This window comes from Flavihumibacter cheonanensis (assembly GCF_022352215.1).
GTDB classification, from domain to species: Bacteria; Bacteroidota; Bacteroidia; order Chitinophagales; family Chitinophagaceae; genus Flavihumibacter; species Flavihumibacter cheonanensis.
In genome coordinates this window covers 81,514-99,760 of record NZ_JAKRWF010000002.1, presented here as the reverse complement: position 1 = coordinate 99,760, position 18,247 = coordinate 81,514, and the positions used below count along the sequence as shown (strand labels likewise).

The window sequence follows — 18,247 nt, the reverse complement described above, 5'->3', positions numbered from 1 at the left end:
TTATATGCATAGTTTGAAGCAATACGAAGTGTGGTTCCTTACAGGATCACAGCATTTATACGGTGAAGAAACCCTGCAGCAGGTAGCTGAACATTCCCAGAAAATTGCGGAGGCGCTGGACGCAGCACCAACTATTCCGGTAAGAGTTGTGTATAAACCCATTCTCAAATCCCCGGATGAAATTTTTGCCATCTGCCAGGAAGTGAATACCGCCCGCAACTGTATTGGCATCATTGCCTGGATGCATACCTTCTCGCCTGCCAAAATGTGGATCAACGGTCTTAAGATTTTACAGAAACCGTTGTTGCATCTCCATACCCAGTTTAACCGGGATATCCCCTGGTCCAAAATCGATATGGATTTCATGAACCTCAACCAGAGCGCACATGGTGATCGTGAATTTGGTTTCCTGGTAAGCCGCATGCGCATGCGCCGGAAAGTAGTTACCGGATACTGGGAAGAAACTGCGGTACAGCAACAAATCAATACCTGGGTTAGAGCAGCCGCCGGTTGGGCCGACTGGCAGGGCGCCCGCTTTGTTCGTTTTGGTGATAACATGCGCGAGGTAGCTGTTACAGAAGGTGATAAAGTGGAAGCACAACTGAAATTCGGTTATGCAGTGAATACCCATGGTATTGGAGACCTGGTGCAGGTAATCAACCAGGTAACAGATGCAGAAGTAGAAAAACTCTGCCAGGAATATGAAGACAGTTATAAACTGGCGGGTGCCCTTGCAAAAGGAGGTGACCAACGTACATCCCTAACCGATGCGGCCCGCATTGAACTTGGGATGCGCCAATTCCTGGAAGCAGGTGCTTACAAAGGATTCACTGATACTTTTGAAGATTTGCATGGCATGACCCAATTACCCGGTATTGCCACACAGCGCCTGATGGCAGCAGGTTATGGATTTGGTGGAGAGGGCGACTGGAAAACAGCTGCCCTGGTACGCGCGATGAAAGTAATGGGACAGGGACTTAAAGGAGGCAATTCTTTCATGGAAGATTATACCTATCATTTTGATCCGGCTAACCAGATGGTGCTGGGTGCGCATATGCTGGAAATTTGTCCCTCTATCGCACATGGACAACCGAGTTGTGAAGTGCATCCCCTCGGCATCGGAGGTAAAGCAGACCCGGTTCGCCTGGTGTTCAATGTAGATGGAGGGGCGGCGTTGAATGCTTCCATCATCGATATGGGCAATCGTTTCCGCCTGCTGGTAAATGAAGTAGAAGCTGTAACCCCTGTACATGATCTGCCTAAATTACCCGTGGCCCGCGTGCTCTGGAAACCTTACCCGGATATGCAAACCGGCTGTACCGCCTGGATCCTGGCAGGGGGAGCTCACCATACCTGCTACAGCCAGAACCTGACTTCAGAGCACCTGGAAGATTTCGCCGATATGGCCGGAATTGAATTTGTGCTCATTGGCAAAAAAACAAATCTCTATCAATTCAAGAATGATTTGCGCTGGAGTGACGTATATTACCAAATCAATTCTTAACCAAACCGACGTTTAGCTTGTCATGACAAAGTACCTGTCTACGGCCGATATTCTGGTATTTCTGGCCTATATCCTCCTGGTTGGCTCTTATGGTTTCTGGATTTACAACAAAAAAAAGAAAGCCGTTACCGACACCAAAGATTTTTTCCTCGCGGAAGGATCACTCACCTGGTGGGCCATCGGCGCCTCCCTGATCGCCTCCAATATTTCTGCTGAGCAGTTTATCGGAATGAGTGGAAATGGCTTCTTTGTGGGCATTGCAGTTGCTGCTTACGAATGGCTGGCTGCTCTGGCCCTGATCATCATTGCGGTTTGGTTCATCCCCATATATCTCAAGAACAAGATCTATACGATGCCGCAGTTCCTGACAATGCGGTACAATGCCACAGTGGCTTTCATCATGACCATTTTCTGGTTATTTCTCTATGTATTTGTCAACCTCACGTCTATTCTTTATTTGGGCGCTATCGCGATTGATGGCCTGCTGGGCGGCCAATACCTGCACATCATCATGGTAGCCCTGGCGGTGGCCGCAATTATTATTACACTTGGCGGGATGAAAGTGATCGGTTACACGGATGTGATCCAGGTAGCCGTACTGATCATTGGCGGATTGGCAACCACCTATATGGCCCTTACCATCGTGAGTGAAAAATTCGGACTGGGCTCCAGTGTAATTGCCGGATTTAATCAGCTCATGAAAGAAGCCCCGGATCATTTTCATATGATGCTGAATAAACCAGGCCCTGAATCTACCCAGGAATACATCGACAAGTACAGGATTCTTCCAGGGGTTCTGATGTACCTCGGCGGACAATGGGTGGTGAACCTCAACTATTGGGGTTGTAATCAGTACATCACACAACGCGCGCTGGGAGCAGATTTGCAAACAGCCCGCTCCGGTTTGCTTTTTGCCGGTTTCCTGAAACTGATGATGCCCATCATTGTAATGTTACCCGGCATTGCGGCCTATGTGTTATACAAGGGAGGCCATCTTCCTGAGTTCTCCGGCAAAATGGACAGCGCATATTCTGCCATTCTCTCCTTCCTGCCTTCCGGACTGAAGGGCTTGTCAGTTGCCGCGCTTACCGCAGCTATTGTAGCATCATTGGCGGGTAAAGCAAACAGTATCTCCACCATTTATACATTGGATATTCATAAAAAATACATCAACAAAGGGGCGGATGAAACCAAAATGGTCTGGATTGGCCGTTCGGTAGTAATCATCTCAATGCTCATCGCGGTGATCTTTACCTGGGATGACCTGCTTGGTATCGGTGCTGAAGGCGGCTTCACCTTTATCCAGAAATATACCGGGTATTTTAGTCCGGGTGTATTTGCTGTATTCATCCTCGGCATGTTCTGGAAAAGAACAACCGGAACAGCTGCGGTAGCGGGTGTAATTGCCGGTTTCCTCTTGTCGATTCTCTTCAATGACCTGGCTCCGAAACTATTTGGCAATGAAACCTGGCTGTATACGGCTTATCCAAGAGGAGATGGCACCTATGAAATCCCCTTCCTGATTTGTATGGGCTTTGCCTTTTTTATGACAATGGGGCTCATGATCCTGATCAGCTTGTCCGGGCCGAAAGTCAATCCCAAAGCCTTCATCCATGATGAGGGAATGTTCAAGGTTAAACCGTCTACCCTGCTGCAAATTGTGGTTACATTGCTGATATTAATGGCACTCTACATTAAATTCTGGTAATTTAGCCAGCAGTTATGGGAAGAATTGAATACAAAAACAACGACCGCTTTTTACTCGCGGTAGACTGCATCATATTTGGTTTTGATGGCAGTGGGATAAAAGCGCTCCTGGTAAAAAGAGCCCTGGAACCTGAAGCTGGTAAATGGTCGTTAATGGGTGGCTTCGCGCAGCAAAATGAAAGCATTGATGATGCGGCAGCCAGGATCCTCCTGAACCTGACCGGACTCGATAAAATTTATATGGAACAACTCTACTGCTTTGGCGACCTCGACAGGGATCCGGGCGGGAGAGTTGTTTCTATTGCCTATTTTGCCCTGATTAAAATTGATGCTTCGGATAATGATAAACTGGAAGAACATCAGGCAAAATGGATTGATCTTAAAAAACTGCCACCGCTGGTCTTTGATCATAAAAAAATGATCAAACTCGCGAAAGAGCGATTGCAGCAAAAAGTATCCAATCACCCGGTTGGATTTGAATTGCTGCCGCATAAATTCACCCTGCAACAACTACAGGCCTTATACGAAGCGATCTTTGAAAGAAGCTTTGACAAGCGCAATTTCACCCGAAAGATTTTATCCCTTGGCATTTTGCAGCGCCTGGATGAAAAAGAGAAAACCTCTTCTAAAAAGGGTGCCTTCTTCTATGTGTTCGACAAGAAAAAATACAAGCAGTTGGAAAGCGAGGGAATCCAGATGATTTAAGCAGCGGGCTTACAATGCATGTCCGCAAAATTTACAGAACCGCGCATCCGGATCATGACCATCGTGCCCGCAACCCGGACAACTTTCCGTGAGGTTGTCTTTCTTTCCAAATTGTTTGGATAACTCTACCGTTACAATACCAGTTGGTACTGCGATAATTGCATAACCTAGCAGCATCACAAGAGAAGCTACCATTTTACCCATCGCTGTTACCGGAGAGATATCTCCATAACCAACGGTAGTAATGGTAACTATTGCCCAGTAAATACTTTGGGGAATACTACTGAAATCCGGATTGGCAGCATTTTCAACTACATAGATAATAGTTCCGAGGATCGTGCTTAACAGGAGGACAAAACTCAGGAAGATACTGATGCGTCTTACACTGGCTTTCATGGCCATCAGGATCCCCTTTCCTTCAGATACAAAGTGGGTGAGCTTGAGTATGCGAAAAACGCGCATCAATCGTAAAGCCCGAATGGACAACAGGAATTGTGACCCGGGAAACAGTATACTGAAATATGTAGGCAGAATAGCAAGCAAATCGATGATGCCATAAAAGCTGCGGGCATAATGCAAAGGCTTCTTCACAACCAGTAAGCGCAGGATATATTCAATGGTAAACAACCCGGTGATGATCCATTCAATAATCATCAGCTCTTTCCCGTATTGTGCAGCTACAGACGGAATGCTTTCCAGCATAACGACTACCAGGCTGAGAAGAATCAGCACCAGCAAGGCGAGGTCAAAACGTCTGCCTGCCTTTGTTTCAGCTTCAAAAATGATTTCAAACAATCGGGTTCTCCAGCTCATACGAAAAGCTTATCGACGTTGAATATCGACAATCATAACCGGAGGATCAAAATATTGATCGGTTTCCGGTTTGCGATAGATTTTTCTCACTACTTCCATGCCCCGGATTACCCGGCCGAAGGCGGCATAACCCTGGCCATCTGCATTGTTCTCACCCCCGAAATCAAAGCCCGGTAAATCACTTAATGTTATGAAAAACTCTGAACTAGCGCTGCCGGGTTCTTCTCTCGCAAATGAGAGCGTCCCTGCACTATGAGTGAGACCGGTTTGTTGGGTTGTTTCATGCGGGATCCGCGGTAGCTCGGGTCTTATTTTAGTGCGACTCCAAAGTCCGCCCTGGATCAATTCCGCCTTGGGTGCATTGGAGGGCTGATTTTCATCACTCAGGATCCGGTAAAAATAACTGCGCTGGTAAAGTCCTTTGTCTAAGATATCCAGGAAGGCTTTCACGGAAGCTGGTGCTTTTTTAGGGTACAGCTCTGCAACTATAGTGCCTTCTACGGTTTTGATCTCAATTTCTACGGTGTCGCTGTTTTTATTCGCTTCCCGGCAGCCCGCCAGCAGGCTGATCGCGAGAAGACAGATTCCCAACAACTTAGTTGCCATTTGTTTCATACCCCCAAAGTTGCATCTTTTCCTCCACTCGTCCGGTGCCACCCGTCCGGTGGCACCGGACGGGTGGCACCGGGAACCGATCATCAAACAATTGCAGCGGTAAAAAGGAATAAGTGCTAAATTGGTACTTACAACTAAGTTTTATGGCTGCCATTACACTGACGGTAAACAACAAACAACACAAGATTGATGTGGACCCCCAGATGCCCCTGCTTTGGGCAATCCGCGATTTCGTAGGACTAAAAGGCACCAAATTTGGCTGCGGAATGGCGCAATGCGGGGCCTGTACAGTGCTCATGGATGGTAATCCTGTTAGGAGCTGCAGCACCCCGGTAACAGCCGCTGCCAATAAAAAGATCTCCACCATAGAAGGACTTTCAGACAATCTTGAACATCCTGTACAGCAGGCCTGGATTGAATTCCAGGTGCCACAATGTGGTTACTGCCAGAGCGGACAAATCATGACTGCAGTTGCCTTCCTGAAGAAAAATCCCAATCCCACTGAGGAGCAGATTGATGCGGCCATGCAGGGCAATCTTTGCAGATGCGGCACCTACCCGCGCATCCGTAAGGCAGTGAAAAGAGCAGCCGAGCTGATGAAGACCAAACCTTTTTAAACTAACATAAACTACTTGCCATGCGTACGACTCTTTCCCGTCGTCGGTTTTTGCGTTTATCCTCATTTACCGGCGCAGGCCTGATCATTGGGCTGAATGGAGTAGATGGAAAAGCATTCGGACAGTTGGTGAACCTGAGCAATGATGCCGAACTAGTAGGTGTTACCCCCTTTGTGCTGATCGATCCGAAAGGAGGCATTACCATATACAATACCAAACCGGAGCTGGGACAGGGAACCTTTCAGTCTATTCCTTCGTTGATTGCGGAAGAGCTGGATCTTACCCTCGACCTGGTGACCATCCGGCAATCAGGCGGACAAGTTGAATTGGGTGCGGATCAGTTCTCCGGAGGATCTGCGTCTATTCGTACTAGTTATACCAAGTACAGAAAAGTTGGTGCTGCAGCCAGGGAAATGCTGGTAACTGCGGCCAGCCAGTCCTGGGGTGTACCTGCACAGGAATGTATAACCGAAAATGGAAAGGTCCTGCATAAGGCAAGCAATCGCTCCGCCACTTACCAGGAACTGGCAGCTGCTGCAGCGAAGCTGGAAGTACCCAAGGAGCCCAAACTGAAAGACCCCTCCAAATTTATATTACTGGGCAAGCGGGTAAAAAGACCTGATATCCCCCTGAAAAGCAATGGCACGGCAGTATTTGGTATTGATGTAGAGGTCCCGGGCATGCTTTATGCCAGCATTGAACGTTGCCCTGTTTTCGGCGGTAAAATGATCAGCTTTGATGATTCCGCAGCTAAAAAAGTAAAAGGTGTACAGCAGGTAATTACCTGTGAACGCTTAATTGGAAAATATCGCTTTGAAGGTGTTGCAGTGCTGGCAGATAATTATTGGGCTGCAGTTCAGGGCCGCAAAGCCCTGCAGGTAAAATGGGATTACAAGGGCTATGATAAATTTTCACTCACTGCTTATGAACAGCAGTTGAGAGAGTTGGCCAAATCTGAAGGCGTTGTGGATCATACCAAAGGTGATTTTGATAAAGCCTATGCAGAAGCTCCCACCAAACTGGAAGCTTTTTATGAAACTCCGATGGTATCTCACTCCCCGATGGAGCCAATGAATTGCCTGGCCCATTGGAAAGAAAACAACCAGATTGAAATCTGGACTTCCACACAAGTACCTTTCAGTATCAAAAACAGTTTCTCAAAAGAATACAAGGTAAAACCAGAGGATATTACGGTACATGTACAGTTCAATGGCGGAGGTTTTGGTCGCAGGTTGTACCCGGATTATGTGCATGAAGCAGTGCAGCTTTCTAAAAAAGCCGGTAAACCGGTGAAGGCGATCTGGACCCGCGAAGATGATACCCAGCAGGGACCATTTCGCCCTATGACTTTCTCAGCATTCAAAGGCGCATTGGATGCCAATAAAAAACCAGTTGCCTTTCAGCACAAGGTGATCTCGCCCTCTATCGGGGCATCTTCCAACCCGAACTACGATAAAACCAAAACGGATGGTGGCATGACCGAAGGCATTAGTGAACAGGCCTATGAGATCCCAAACATGAAAAATCTCTATGTGCATGCAGATATGCATGTGCCACTGGCTGCCTGGAGAGCGGTTACCTCTACCACGCTCGCATTTTCTCATGAATGCTTCCTGGATGAGATGGCTGTGAAAGCGGGTGCAGATCCCATGACATTTCGGTTGTCCATGCTGGATAGTAAACAATCCGATACGAAAAGACTATTGCAGAAACTAAAAGAGGTTTCCAACTGGGAGAAGCCCTTACCGGCCGGTTGGGGCAGGGGCCTGGCACAGTGGGAGTTTTTCGCCGGCCTTGCAGGCAATGTAGTGGAAGTGTCTAAAAAAGGCAATGGCATCAAAATAGAAAAAGTGTATGCAGTAATAGATCTGGGAACCATGGTCAATCCCGATATGGTGGAAGCCCAGGTGGAAGGTGCTATTGTTATGGCGATAACAGCAGCCATCAAAAATGGTATCCGCATAGAAAATGGAAAGACCATTCAATCCAATTTTCACAATAATCCGATTCTGAGAATAACTGAAACACCACCGATAGAGGTGCATATACTTGCAGAAGGTGGTGAAAAAATCAAAGGGGTTGGTGAGCCTGGCTTACCTCCCCTGGCACCTGCTTTGTGTAATGCGATATTTGCAGCAACAGGTAAACGTATCAGACGGCTCCCCTTTGATATAAACAAAATTTAATATTGGGGGTAACAAGCCGGTCTTAATATTGCCATATGACAGAAGAGATTCTCTTGCTGATCGGCGAGCGCATTCGCGCGCGCAGGCAGGAAAAAAACATAACACTGGAACAACTGGCCAATAAAGCGGGTGTTACCAAGGGCCTGATTTCTCAAATTGAAAACAACCGGACTGTTCCTTCATTACCTGTACTCTTAAGCATCGTGCATTCATTGGATGAAGACATGCGCGGTTTCTTTGAAGGGTTGCAGGCAAAAATGACTGATCTCAAATATTATGTCATCCGGAAAGATGAACTCAAGGAAGTGAATCGGGAACCGGTGAAAGGGTTCTCCTATAAACGAATTTTTTCCAGGGCTGTCAACAGTTCTGCTTTCGATATGGAACTGCTGGAAATGAAACCCGGTGCTGCCCGACGCCAGATGGTTACTACGGAAGCCTATGAATTGAAATACCTGGTCCAGGGTGAAATAGAATACCAGGTGGACAAAGAAAAGTTCACCATGAAAGCCGGTGACTCCCTCGCATTTGATGGCCGGCATCCACATAGAATTAAAAACATTGGGAAAGGGATAGCCCTCCTGCTCGTCATTTATCTCTTCTGAAAAATCACGCAATCGTTTGCCTTTTATTTAGTTTTTGTGCAATGTGAAATTTTCGTTAAGTTTAGTTAACCTAAACCAACCGTTTATTTAGCCTAAACCTTTACATTTTAATAAGATGGCGGTAACAAAGGCTTCATTTTGGGCGGATAGTTTTGGGTCGTAATTAAAAACAACTACTAAAGTTTATGAGAAAACCAAGACATCATCGAGCCTCGGGCCTGGTGGGGCTTCTGCTGCTCCTCATTTCGCCCCTTCTCCTCCTCGCACAGGAACAAATTACAGGTAGAGTTCTTTCTAAGCAGGATAACAGTCCGCTTAGCGGGATCTCTGTTCTCGTCAAAGGCACAACCCGCGGTGTGGCTACCGATATTGATGGCCGCTTCCGGATAACAGCCAAACAGGGCGATGTATTAGTATTCAGTGGTGTAGGTATCAGTACACAGGAAGTTACTGTTAGCGGCACAGGAGAAATTGTGGTAAGCGCTACCACACTCAACAATTCATTAAATGAAGTAGTTGTTACCGCCCTGGGTATTCGCCGCGAAAAAAAGAAACTGGGGTATGCCATCCAGGAAGTAAAAGGAGAAGACCTGACAGTTGCCAGGGAATCCAATGTAGTAAATCAGCTGGCTGGTAAAGTAGCCGGTGTTACTGTTGTTGGTAGTCCCTCTGGTATTGGTGGTTCCGCCCGCGTTACTATCCGGGGTGAACGTTCGGTTGACCTGAATAAAAACCAGCCCCTCTATGTAATTGATGGTGTTCCTGTTAGTAATGCAATTACAGGTGCATCCGGCAGAGGTAACCTGGAAGTGGATTTCGGTAATGGTGCTTCCTTCCTTAACCCAGATGATATCGAGTCCATGTCAGTATTGAAAGGACCTGCTGCATCGGCCCTCTATGGTTCCCGCGCGGCAAATGGTGTAATTGTTATCAAAACCAAATCCGGACGTGTTCAAAAAGGATTGGGTGTTGAAGTGAACAGTAACGTTACTGCTGAATCTGCACTGAAATTACCGGAGTACCAAAAGGTATACGGACAAGGAAATGGTAATGGTGGTGATTTCGCCTTCGTGAATGGTGCTGGTGCTGGTTTAACAGATGGTACTGACGAAGGATGGGGACCTGCTTTCCGCGGACAATCCTATCCCCAATACAACTCTCCCCGCACGCTTAACGGTCAGCCTACTGATTTCCTGGGTGGTGATCTGAATGCACCTGCCGGATCCGTAATTACAGCTACTCCCTGGCTTCCGGATGTAGATAACCTGAAGGATTTCTTACAAACAGGTCGCGCCATCACCAACAACGTAGCTTTAGTAGGTGGTAATAAAAGTGGAGATTTCCGCCTGAGTTATACCAATCTGGATCAGACCGGTATCGTACCCAATACGGATCTTCGTCGTAATACAATTTCTCTTACCGGTGGTTATAACTTTAACGATAAACTCAGTGCTCGTGCATTTGTAAGTTATATCAAGAGCGAGAGCGATAACCGTCCTTCTATCAGTTATGGTACAGAAAGCCTGATGTACCTTTTCAACTGCTGGTTACCGGCATCTATTCGGGTAGAAGATATGAAGCGCCTGTACATGCGTGGTGCAGAAGGACTTCGCCAGTTCAGCTGGAACTACAACTACCACGATAACCCCTACCTGACAGTAATGGAAAATACCAATGGCCAATATTATGACCGGATCATTGGTAACATTACACTGAAATATGAATTTACCAACTGGCTGAATCTGCAGCTTCGTTCTGCAACAGATTGGAGCCAGGAAAGAAGAGAGTACAGAAGAGCTTTCAGTACCCAACGTTTCCCATTTGGTCAGTATCGCCAGGTGAATATCACCAATGAGGAAAGGAACTCCGACTTCCTGTTGACTGCTACCAAGCAGGTAAGTGATTTCAACCTTACTGCAACTGTAGGTGGTAACCAAATGCGCCAGACCAGCCGTTTTGTAGAAAACGTAGCCGGACAGCTCAACATCCCTGGTATATACAGATTGACCAACAGCAGGATTCCGCTGGTTAGTGAAGACAACTTTGTAGAAAAGCGGATCAACAGCTTGTACGGAACAGCTTCAGTTGGTTATAAAGACTTCCTGTTCCTGGATGTTACCGGTCGGAATGATTGGAGCTCTGCACTGACACTGCCGGATGCGTTGAAAGAATTTGGATCCGAGGATAATTCTTATTTCTATTCTTCCGTTGCATTGAGTGCCATTCTGAGTGATGTAATTAAAATGCCCGACTTTATCAGTTTCCTGAAAGTTCGTGGAAGCTTTGCCCAGGTAGGTAATGATACAGATCCTTTCCGCTTTACTCAGTCCTTCAACCCAAGCACCCCGTATGGCTCTTCCCAGATCTATGGAGAAACCAGTGTACTGGCGAACCTGAACCTGAAGCCGGAGATCAGCTCTGCGTATGAAGTGGGAACCGATATCCGTTTCCTGGATAACAGAATCGGACTGGACCTTACTTATTACACCAGCCGTACCAAAAACCAGATCCTCTCTATTCCGCTGTCTAATACCAGTGGTTATGGAAGCCGCGTAATCAACGCCGGTTTGATTAAAAACTGGGGTTTTGAAGCGATGTTGAACCTCGTACCGGTTCGTAACAAAAACCTGACCTGGAATTTTGATGTTAACTGGTCTGCTAACCGCAGTGAAGTTATTGAGTTGAGTGATGGCCTTACCAACCTCGTAATGGCAAGCCGTGGTGTTAGCATTGAAGCCAGAGTAGGTGAGCGCATGGGTGATCTGTATGGAATTGGATTCGCAAGAGTACAGAGCAAAGACCCCAATGCTCCTTATTATGATGCATCCGGACAGTATGCCGGACAAATGGTGATTGGTTCCAATGGTCGTCCCGTACGTACAACCAATCGTATCAAACTGGGTAACTACAATCCTGATTGGTTGATGGGTATCCGTAACAGCTTTAACTATAAAGGTATTCGCCTGAGTTTCCTATTTGATATCCGCAGTGGTGGTGAATTGTATTCACTGACCCAGGTGGTTGGTCGCGAAGGTGGTATCATTACCGAAACACTGGAAGGCCGTGCGGATGGATATGACTTGACCAAACCCGGAAATGGTGTAATCGGAGAAGGCGTGGTTCAGAATGCAGATGGTTCTTTCTCACCCAATACCAGAAAAGTTACTGCCCGCGAATGGCATACTGCCTGGACCGGTGGTCGTAACATCGCAGAAGGTGTGATGTATGATGCCAGCTTCATCAAGCTGCGTGAATTGCAGGTTGGTTATAATATTCCTGATAAGGTTTGGGGTAAACTTCCTTTCCGTGGCGTAGCTGTTTCATTGGTAGGTCGTAATCTGTTCCTGTGGGACAATGTTCCGCACGTAGATCCTGAAAACATGAGCTATAGCGGTGGAACAGCATTACCTGGTATTGAATACATGAGTATCCCTACCACCCGTAGTTATGGTGTGAACCTGAGTTTCAAATTATAATCACTAACCCATCCAACTCTTTTATATGAAATTTCTTAAAATAACCCTGCCGTTTCTGATAATGGGGATGTTGGCAGGATGTACCAAAGATTTTGAAGAGATCAACACCAATGGGAACGTTCCTATTGATGTGAATCCGGATCTCCTTTTAAGTGGCGTTATCCGTAGTGCTATGAATCAGCAGGTGTTTGAAGCCTGGGGAATTGGAAATATTGTTGTGCAATACCACGCAAAGATTCAGTTCGTAAATGAAGACCGTTATCTCTGGAACGAGCAAAACGGTATCTGGAACAACGTGTATGGAAACTATCGTAACCTGCAGAATATTTTCAATAAAGTAGGAAGTGATAATACCAATGCGTACAATGCAGTTGCCCTGATTCTGAAGTCCTGGATGTTTGCCCAGGCTACTGAAGCCTATGGTGATATTCCTTATTCAGAAGCTGGCAAAGCCAAGAGTGATGGTATTTATACACCTAAATATGACACACAGGAATCCATCTACAATGGCATCCTGGCAGATCTGAAAACTGCCAATGAAATTCTGGCGGTAAGCACTACCAGTATTGCAGGGGATATCCTGTATGGCGGAGGCCCCTCTGCTATCATGAAATGGAGAAAATTGGCTAACTCTCTCAGGTTGCGTTACCTGCTGAGAATTTCAGCCAAGAAAGATGTAAAAGCAGAAATGCAGGCCATCGTAAGCGATCCAGCCAACAACCCCATCTTTACCGGTAATGCGGATAATGCTGCAATGAAATACCTGGCACTGGCTCCCAACCAATGGCCCTTGTATGAAAACCGGGTAGGTTCCTTTGATGAATTCCGGGTTAGTAAATCCTTGGATGATCGGTTAACTGCGCTTAATGATCCCCGTTTGAATATATTTGGCAGACCTTCACAGGCTTCTGTAGCTGCAGGAACTCCTCGAATTGAAGGTATTCCAAACGGTTTGGGTGATGTGGATGCGCTGAATTACAATGGAGGTCCGCAGGGTGTAAGCCGCGTTGGTTATACATTCGCCTGCCTGGTTTGTAATGATAATGGTCAGGCCCCACCGGTTCCCGATGCTCCCCAGGCGCTACTGATGACCTATGCTGAATTGCAGTTCCTGCTGGCTGAAGCACGCGAAAAAGAACTCATCACTACAGGTACAGCTGAAACCTACTACCTGAATGGTATCAATGCCAACTTCGAATACTGGAGAGGGGTAGTGCCTGCACAGTACAATATTAACCTGGCCATGCCGGCTGATTATCTTACGCAGTCAGGAGTTGCCTATACCGGCACACCACAGGAAAAACTGGCTAAGATTGCCTTGCAAAAATGGGTAGCGCTTTACTTCAACGGACTTGAAGGTTGGTTTGAATGGCGTCGTACCCGTATGCCGGAAGTTATTCCTGGTCCGGCTAACCTGAACGACAACAAGGTTCCGGTTCGTTATATCTATCCTCAATCTGAGCAGGCATTAAATGCTACCAACCGCAACGAAGCTGTTGCCCGCCAGGGAGAAGATACTCAAAACACAGCTACCTGGGTAAACAAATAAACTAAAAACAACCAAATCCGCGAGGCGATTCCTTTATTGGGTCGCCTTGCGCTTTTTAAATTTGAATTATGACAACTCCACAAGAACTAACCAACCAGATCTTCTCGCTTTACGAACAATTCGGCGCAGAAGAATACGCTGGCGAAAAAGTTTCCCAGCTCGAACACATGGTACAGGCTGCTCAGCTCGCAATGGAAGAAGGCTACGACGATGAAGTGGTGCTCGCTGCCTTCCTGCACGATGTTGGTCACCTCCTTCCTGTGCACGATGTGTCTGAAACCATGGATGGCTATGGCGTAATGGATCATGAAAAAGTGGGGGCCGATTGGCTGCTTGGCCTGGGTATGGGAGAACGCATGTGTAAACTCATCGCCTCTCATGTGAATGCCAAACGTTACCTCACCTGGAAATACCCTTCCTACTATGAGCAGCTTTCAGAAGCCAGTAAAAAGACCCTCGAATACCAGGGTGGTAGAATGGAAGAAGCGGAGGCAAAAGCCTTTGAAGCCGATCCGCTTTTTGATCTGTATATCCGCATGCGCACCTGGGATGAAGCTGCCAAGATCGAAGGCAAACCTCTTCCCGAACTGGATGAACTGAAACAAAAACTGACGCAGTATATTATTGGACGTCAACAGGCTAATTAGTCCATTGGCTGATGGTTTTTTCCGCAACAGCCGGACTAGCCGTCATGCCTTTCCCTCCAATTGCAGTAAGGACCAGGATATTCGTATCCGCATATTCACGGAATATATCCTGCTCCTTACTTTGTGTATAATACCCATTCCAGGTTTTGGCAATATTCCAGTGCGGCAGGCGGATCATTCGCTGCGCCTCCTGCAGAATGATATCTTCAATTACCTGCTTGTACTCAAATCCCAATGAATCCGTTTGATCAATAGGCGCATATTCATGTGAATCACCTATGATCATACTGCCATCCATCGCCTGTTTGAACAACACATGAATCCCCCATTTTTTGAAGCGGCTCTCTATCTGCGCTGCCTGCAACTTTTCAAAGGAAGGACACTCCCGGAAACTCTCATATCGTCTGATACTAAGTCCACCGAAAATGGACCCCTTCAGTTCATAATCCGGCATCGGTGTAGTCTGCATCATCTGCAACTTGACCAACTCAATGCCGGCATTCGCAAACAAAGAAGGATACAGGGTTTTAAACTCCCTTCCTGAACAGATCACCACATAATTAGAACTGAATTGCTCGCCGTTTCCTGTTTCTACCCAGGCACGATCTGACTGATAAACTACTGACTTCACCAGGGTGTTGGATTTATATAGCAGTCCCAACTGCTCCTTCATATAAGCGATCAGGTGATGCACCATGCGGTTAGGCTCCACCGTTATTTCATCCGGAAAATATAATCCGCCCTGACAATAAGAAGCCCGTAATCCCGGATATTGCAACAGACAATCTTCCTTGCTTACTAACGTACAGGCATATCCGTCTTTTTCATTAATTGCAGCAAGCTCTTCCAACAGTGTAGCTTCCGTATTGTCAGATGCCAGGTAAATAGAACCATTGGCACGCAGCGTGATGTCAAAACTGCTCTGAATCGACCGGTATATCTCCATGCTCCTCCTGCCATATTCCTTCCATTCCCCTTTTGCCATTCCGGATGGAATGATCATTCCAAAATTGCGGACAGATGCATCGGCCGGCTTTTCATCCTTCTCAATCATTAATACCTTCCATCCTTTTTTCGCGGCATGATAAGCATGAAAACTGCCGAGCACGCCGGCTCCTACCACGATCAGATCAAAATGTTTGGGTTGCATATAATTTATAAGAGAACAGGTTGAGATTTATACTTGCGACTGAAATAAAACCAACTGTACGCTACCATGGCAGCACCCACAATACCAAAGATCCAGCTGATCTTTATAAAGTAAGGAAGCCAGTTGGTCTGCGCATTAAATAACTCCTTGTTTAAAATCAAAAAGCAACTTCCCAGGTAACCTACCGAATCCATCAGGTAAAAAAAGAAGCCGATATTACCCTTCACTTTGAAAGCCGCAATAAATCGTTCGAGGAACAAACATTGCAGCGCATTGTAACTGAGATAAAGCCCGATGGTAAAGGTCACCAGCCAGAAAATGGCAGATCCCCAGTTGTTGGAAATGCCAAGGGAGCAAATGAGCACTGTAAGAAATCCCAGCCCAATTACCAGGTGCTGGCGATACAAACTTTTAAAATGATTATGAATGCCCGTTAAGGTCAGTAATAAAAAAAACACTGCCACAGAGGCGATGGTTTCCATTTGGGCAAAGATGCCAGGCGATGCTCCCGGCTCCAGTACCAGCAACATTTCAACCGCATAATTATCCTTGATATCCCTCAGAATAGTCAGCAGTAGATTGATCAATACAATGGCGGTAAGGCCCGGTAGAAACAACCGGATCAGCTCTTTCCGCTGCGATTTGTCCATCCGGATGCGCTCACCCCTTTCCTTTTTTTCCGTCTCCGCAGGTGGAGGTATCTTACCTAATAAATAAACCGATAAAAATAGCAAGGGTAAAAAGATAGCGCCGGTTACAAAAGGCATCATCAGTTCTGAAACTCCCCAGGATTCAATGCTGATACGGCCTACCGTCTTCACTACTCCCGAACTGAATATAAAATTGATGCTCAGAATAAGTGCGATCAGATCGGTATATTTTCTTCCTTCAATATAACTGAATACCAGTCCCCATATCAGCCCCAGGCACATACCATTCAAAAAAAGGAATAACACATTATAGGGCAGGGGTATCAACGCCATCAGCAACAAACAAAGATGCGCACCTCCAATCAGGGTCAATATATAAGTACCCCTTTTAGCCGGATTGATCTCCGAAATGAAACGGATCCCAATAAACTTGGAAGTCATATATCCCAGCACCTGGGCAATTACGATAGCAGATTTGAAACTGATCCCAAATGCCATCATGCCCTCAAAAGTTCCCGCACTGATCGCCTTTCGAAACCCATACATACAGAAATAGGTGGTAAAAGCAGCAAAAGATGCCAGGATAACGATGGCAAGTTGCTGCGTACGGGAATCAGGCCCCTTGAGTATCCGGTTCAACATAGCTGTTAATTTACTGAATCCCTATCGAAGATTTCCTTTTCCCTTACATTACTTTATTGCTAAGTCTGCACTCCATCTGAGTTTGGGCTTTCTTTCCACAGGTGTGAAAAAGATTCAACCCCTTCCTCCTTCCCTTACCCCTACTTTCGTGTCCAGTTCTTGTCATCACAACATCGGTTCAGCAGGTGCAACTTCTGCTGATTAATAGGGAACCACGTGTAACTCGTGGGCTGACGGGCAACTGTAATGTGCTTAGGCGCAAAGCCAGATACCTGCCGATTTTGTTTTGTTAGGACCTTCCCGCGTAAGGTACCGGCATAGGCAACACGCATCGGGACTGCAGACTCTGCAAGCCCAGGACGTATCAGCCCTTGCCCCCGCGGATAACTGATACATCTATCTAAATATACTACCATGCAAAACGAAGTGTTGCTGAAGGAAAACAAGGATCGGTTTGTGATCCTCCCCATTAAATATCCCGCCATCTGGGAAATGTATAAAAAACATGAAGCCAGCTTCTGGACCGCCGAGGAAATTGACCTCAGTGCCGATCTCGCCGACTGGGCCAACCTCAATGATGGCGAGCGTCACTTCATTTCGCATGTACTGGCATTCTTCGCCGCCAGCGATGGTATCGTGAACGAAAACCTGGCCGTGAACTTCATGAGTGAAGTGCAACTGCCCGAAGCCCGCTGCTTCTACGGTTTTCAGATCATGATGGAAAATATTCACTCCGAAACCTATGCCCTTCTGATTGATACCTATGTGAAAGATCCGGTTGAAAAGGATCGCCTCTTTCATGCCATTGATACTGTTCCGGCAGTTACCAAAAAAGCAGAATGGGCCCTACGTTGGATCGAACAGGGGAATTTTGCAGAACGCCTGGTTGCTTTCGCAGCCGTAGAAGGCATTTTCTTCAGTGGTAGCTTCTGCTCCATTTTCTGGCTCAAGAAACGCGGCCTCATGCCCGGACTCACCTTCAGCAATGAACTGATCAGTCGCGATGAAGGCATGCACTGCGAATTTGCCTGCCTGCTCTACAGCATGTTGTCTGAGAAACTCTCCCAGGAACAGGTGTACAGCATCATCGGCGATGCGGTTACGATTGAAAAAGAATTCATCACCGATGCGCTACCGGTTGATTTAATCGGGATGAATGCCCGCCTCATGCAACAATACATCGAGTTTGTTGCCGACCGCTGGCTCAGTGAACTCGGTTATCCGAAGATGTTCAATACCGCCAATCCATTTGATTTTATGGAGATGATTTCCCTGCAGGGTAAAACCAATTTCTTTGAAAAAAGAGTAGGGGATTACCAGAAATCAGGCGTAATGACTGGCGCAGCCGGACAGTCCTTCTCCCTCGATGAAGATTTTTAAA

Annotated in this window: 14 protein-coding genes and 1 riboswitch; of the genes, 10 read left to right on the top strand and 4 right to left on the bottom strand. The window is 46.6% G+C overall.

The window, feature by feature from the left end:
• Positions 1-4: 4 nt before the first annotated feature.
• Genes araA through MD536_RS09715 form a run of 3 tightly spaced genes read left to right on the top strand, consistent with a single transcriptional unit; the run spans position 5 to position 3,916 of the window.
• Positions 5-1,504 carry an L-arabinose isomerase gene (araA, locus tag MD536_RS09725; RefSeq protein ID WP_239598398.1) on the top strand — a complete coding sequence of 500 codons (1,500 nt, stop codon included), beginning with the start codon at positions 5-7 and terminating at the stop codon, positions 1,502-1,504.
• 22 nt (positions 1,505-1,526) lie between these two features.
• Entirely contained in the window at positions 1,527-3,212 is a 1,686-nt protein-coding gene (locus MD536_RS09720) for a sodium:solute symporter family transporter (protein ID WP_239598396.1), read from the top strand.
• Between the two features lie 14 nt (positions 3,213-3,226).
• Entirely contained in the window at positions 3,227-3,916 is a 690-nt protein-coding gene (locus tag MD536_RS09715) for an NUDIX hydrolase (protein ID WP_239598395.1), read from the top strand.
• Positions 3,917-3,925: 9 nt separating this feature from the next.
• On the opposite strand, the gene MD536_RS09710 is transcribed toward MD536_RS09715, so the two are convergent.
• Together MD536_RS09710 and MD536_RS09705 are read right to left on the bottom strand one after the other, a co-directional pair.
• Positions 3,926-4,729, bottom strand: a complete 804-nt coding sequence (locus tag MD536_RS09710) for an ion transporter (protein ID WP_239598393.1) — start codon at positions 4,727-4,729, stop codon at positions 3,926-3,928.
• A gap of 9 nt (positions 4,730-4,738) precedes the next feature.
• Positions 4,739-5,344, bottom strand: coding sequence for a peptidylprolyl isomerase (locus MD536_RS09705; RefSeq protein ID WP_239598391.1), 606 nt, complete (start codon positions 5,342-5,344; stop codon positions 4,739-4,741).
• Positions 5,345-5,487: 143 nt separating this feature from the next.
• Between MD536_RS09705 and MD536_RS09700 the strand changes: the two genes are divergently transcribed.
• The 6 genes from MD536_RS09700 to MD536_RS09675 all read left to right on the top strand — a co-directional run bounded on the left by MD536_RS09700 (position 5,488) and on the right by MD536_RS09675 (position 14,424).
• The gene (locus tag MD536_RS09700) at positions 5,488-5,961 is read left to right on the top strand and encodes a (2Fe-2S)-binding protein (protein ID WP_239598389.1); all 474 of its coding nucleotides are present in this window, start codon (positions 5,488-5,490) and stop codon (positions 5,959-5,961) included.
• Positions 5,962-5,981: 20 nt separating this feature from the next.
• Positions 5,982-8,147: a xanthine dehydrogenase family protein molybdopterin-binding subunit gene (locus tag MD536_RS09695; protein ID WP_239598388.1), complete on the top strand. Its 2,166-nt coding sequence runs from the start codon at positions 5,982-5,984 to the stop codon at positions 8,145-8,147.
• A 35-nt stretch (positions 8,148-8,182) separates the two neighbouring features.
• Positions 8,183-8,752 carry a helix-turn-helix domain-containing protein gene (locus MD536_RS09690; RefSeq protein ID WP_239598383.1) on the top strand — a complete coding sequence of 190 codons (570 nt, stop codon included), beginning with the start codon at positions 8,183-8,185 and terminating at the stop codon, positions 8,750-8,752.
• A gap of 185 nt (positions 8,753-8,937) precedes the next feature.
• A complete protein-coding gene (locus MD536_RS09685) occupies positions 8,938-12,228 on the top strand; it encodes a SusC/RagA family TonB-linked outer membrane protein (RefSeq protein WP_239598381.1) in 3,291 nt (1,096 codons plus the stop codon).
• 25 nt (positions 12,229-12,253) lie between these two features.
• Complete coding sequence (locus MD536_RS09680) at positions 12,254-13,777, top strand: SusD/RagB family nutrient-binding outer membrane lipoprotein (protein WP_239598375.1); 1,524 nt, start codon at positions 12,254-12,256, stop codon at positions 13,775-13,777.
• Between the two features lie 68 nt (positions 13,778-13,845).
• On the top strand, positions 13,846-14,424 hold the full coding sequence (locus MD536_RS09675) for an HD domain-containing protein (protein ID WP_234868234.1): 579 nt from the start codon (positions 13,846-13,848) through the stop codon (positions 14,422-14,424).
• Here the strand turns inward: MD536_RS09675 and MD536_RS09670 are convergent.
• Positions 14,417-15,574 carry a TIGR03364 family FAD-dependent oxidoreductase gene (locus MD536_RS09670; protein WP_239598370.1) on the bottom strand — a complete coding sequence of 386 codons (1,158 nt, stop codon included), beginning with the start codon at positions 15,572-15,574 and terminating at the stop codon, positions 14,417-14,419. The genes MD536_RS09675 and MD536_RS09670 overlap by 8 nt on opposite strands.
• A 5-nt stretch (positions 15,575-15,579) precedes the next feature.
• Positions 15,580-16,866, bottom strand: a complete 1,287-nt coding sequence (locus MD536_RS09665) for a DUF5690 family protein (RefSeq protein ID WP_239598365.1) — start codon at positions 16,864-16,866, stop codon at positions 15,580-15,582.
• Between the two features lie 157 nt (positions 16,867-17,023).
• Positions 17,024-17,160: riboswitch (cobalamin riboswitch) on the top strand.
• Positions 17,161-17,280: 120 nt separating this feature from the next.
• Between MD536_RS09665 and MD536_RS09660 the strand changes: the two genes are divergently transcribed.
• On the top strand, positions 17,281-18,246 hold the full coding sequence (locus MD536_RS09660; protein WP_239598360.1) for a ribonucleoside-diphosphate reductase small subunit: 966 nt from the start codon (positions 17,281-17,283) through the stop codon (positions 18,244-18,246).
• Position 18,247 lies beyond the last annotated feature (1 nt).

Excerpts from the sequence above, each read along its gene's own strand:
- MD536_RS09715 (WP_239598395.1), top strand. The coding sequence starts at position 3,227 with ATGGGAAGAATTGAATACAAAAACAACGACCGCTTTTTACTCGCGGTA.
- MD536_RS09700 (WP_239598389.1), top strand. The coding sequence starts at position 5,488 with ATGGCTGCCATTACACTGACGGTAAACAACAAACAACACAAGATTGAT.
- MD536_RS09685 (WP_239598381.1), top strand. The coding sequence starts at position 8,938 with ATGAGAAAACCAAGACATCATCGAGCCTCGGGCCTGGTGGGGCTTCTG.
- MD536_RS09720 (WP_239598396.1), top strand. The coding sequence starts at position 1,527 with ATGACAAAGTACCTGTCTACGGCCGATATTCTGGTATTTCTGGCCTAT.
- araA (WP_239598398.1), top strand. The coding sequence starts at position 5 with ATGCATAGTTTGAAGCAATACGAAGTGTGGTTCCTTACAGGATCACAG.
- MD536_RS09675 (WP_234868234.1), top strand. The coding sequence starts at position 13,846 with ATGACAACTCCACAAGAACTAACCAACCAGATCTTCTCGCTTTACGAA.
- MD536_RS09710 (WP_239598393.1), bottom strand. The coding sequence starts at position 4,729 with ATGAGCTGGAGAACCCGATTGTTTGAAATCATTTTTGAAGCTGAAACA.
- MD536_RS09695 (WP_239598388.1), top strand. The coding sequence starts at position 5,982 with ATGCGTACGACTCTTTCCCGTCGTCGGTTTTTGCGTTTATCCTCATTT.
- MD536_RS09665 (WP_239598365.1), bottom strand. The coding sequence starts at position 16,866 with ATGTTGAACCGGATACTCAAGGGGCCTGATTCCCGTACGCAGCAACTT.
- MD536_RS09680 (WP_239598375.1), top strand. The coding sequence starts at position 12,254 with ATGAAATTTCTTAAAATAACCCTGCCGTTTCTGATAATGGGGATGTTG.
- MD536_RS09660 (WP_239598360.1), top strand. The coding sequence starts at position 17,281 with ATGCAAAACGAAGTGTTGCTGAAGGAAAACAAGGATCGGTTTGTGATC.
- MD536_RS09670 (WP_239598370.1), bottom strand. The coding sequence starts at position 15,574 with ATGCAACCCAAACATTTTGATCTGATCGTGGTAGGAGCCGGCGTGCTC.
- MD536_RS09705 (WP_239598391.1), bottom strand. The coding sequence starts at position 5,344 with ATGAAACAAATGGCAACTAAGTTGTTGGGAATCTGTCTTCTCGCGATC.
- MD536_RS09690 (WP_239598383.1), top strand. The coding sequence starts at position 8,183 with ATGACAGAAGAGATTCTCTTGCTGATCGGCGAGCGCATTCGCGCGCGC.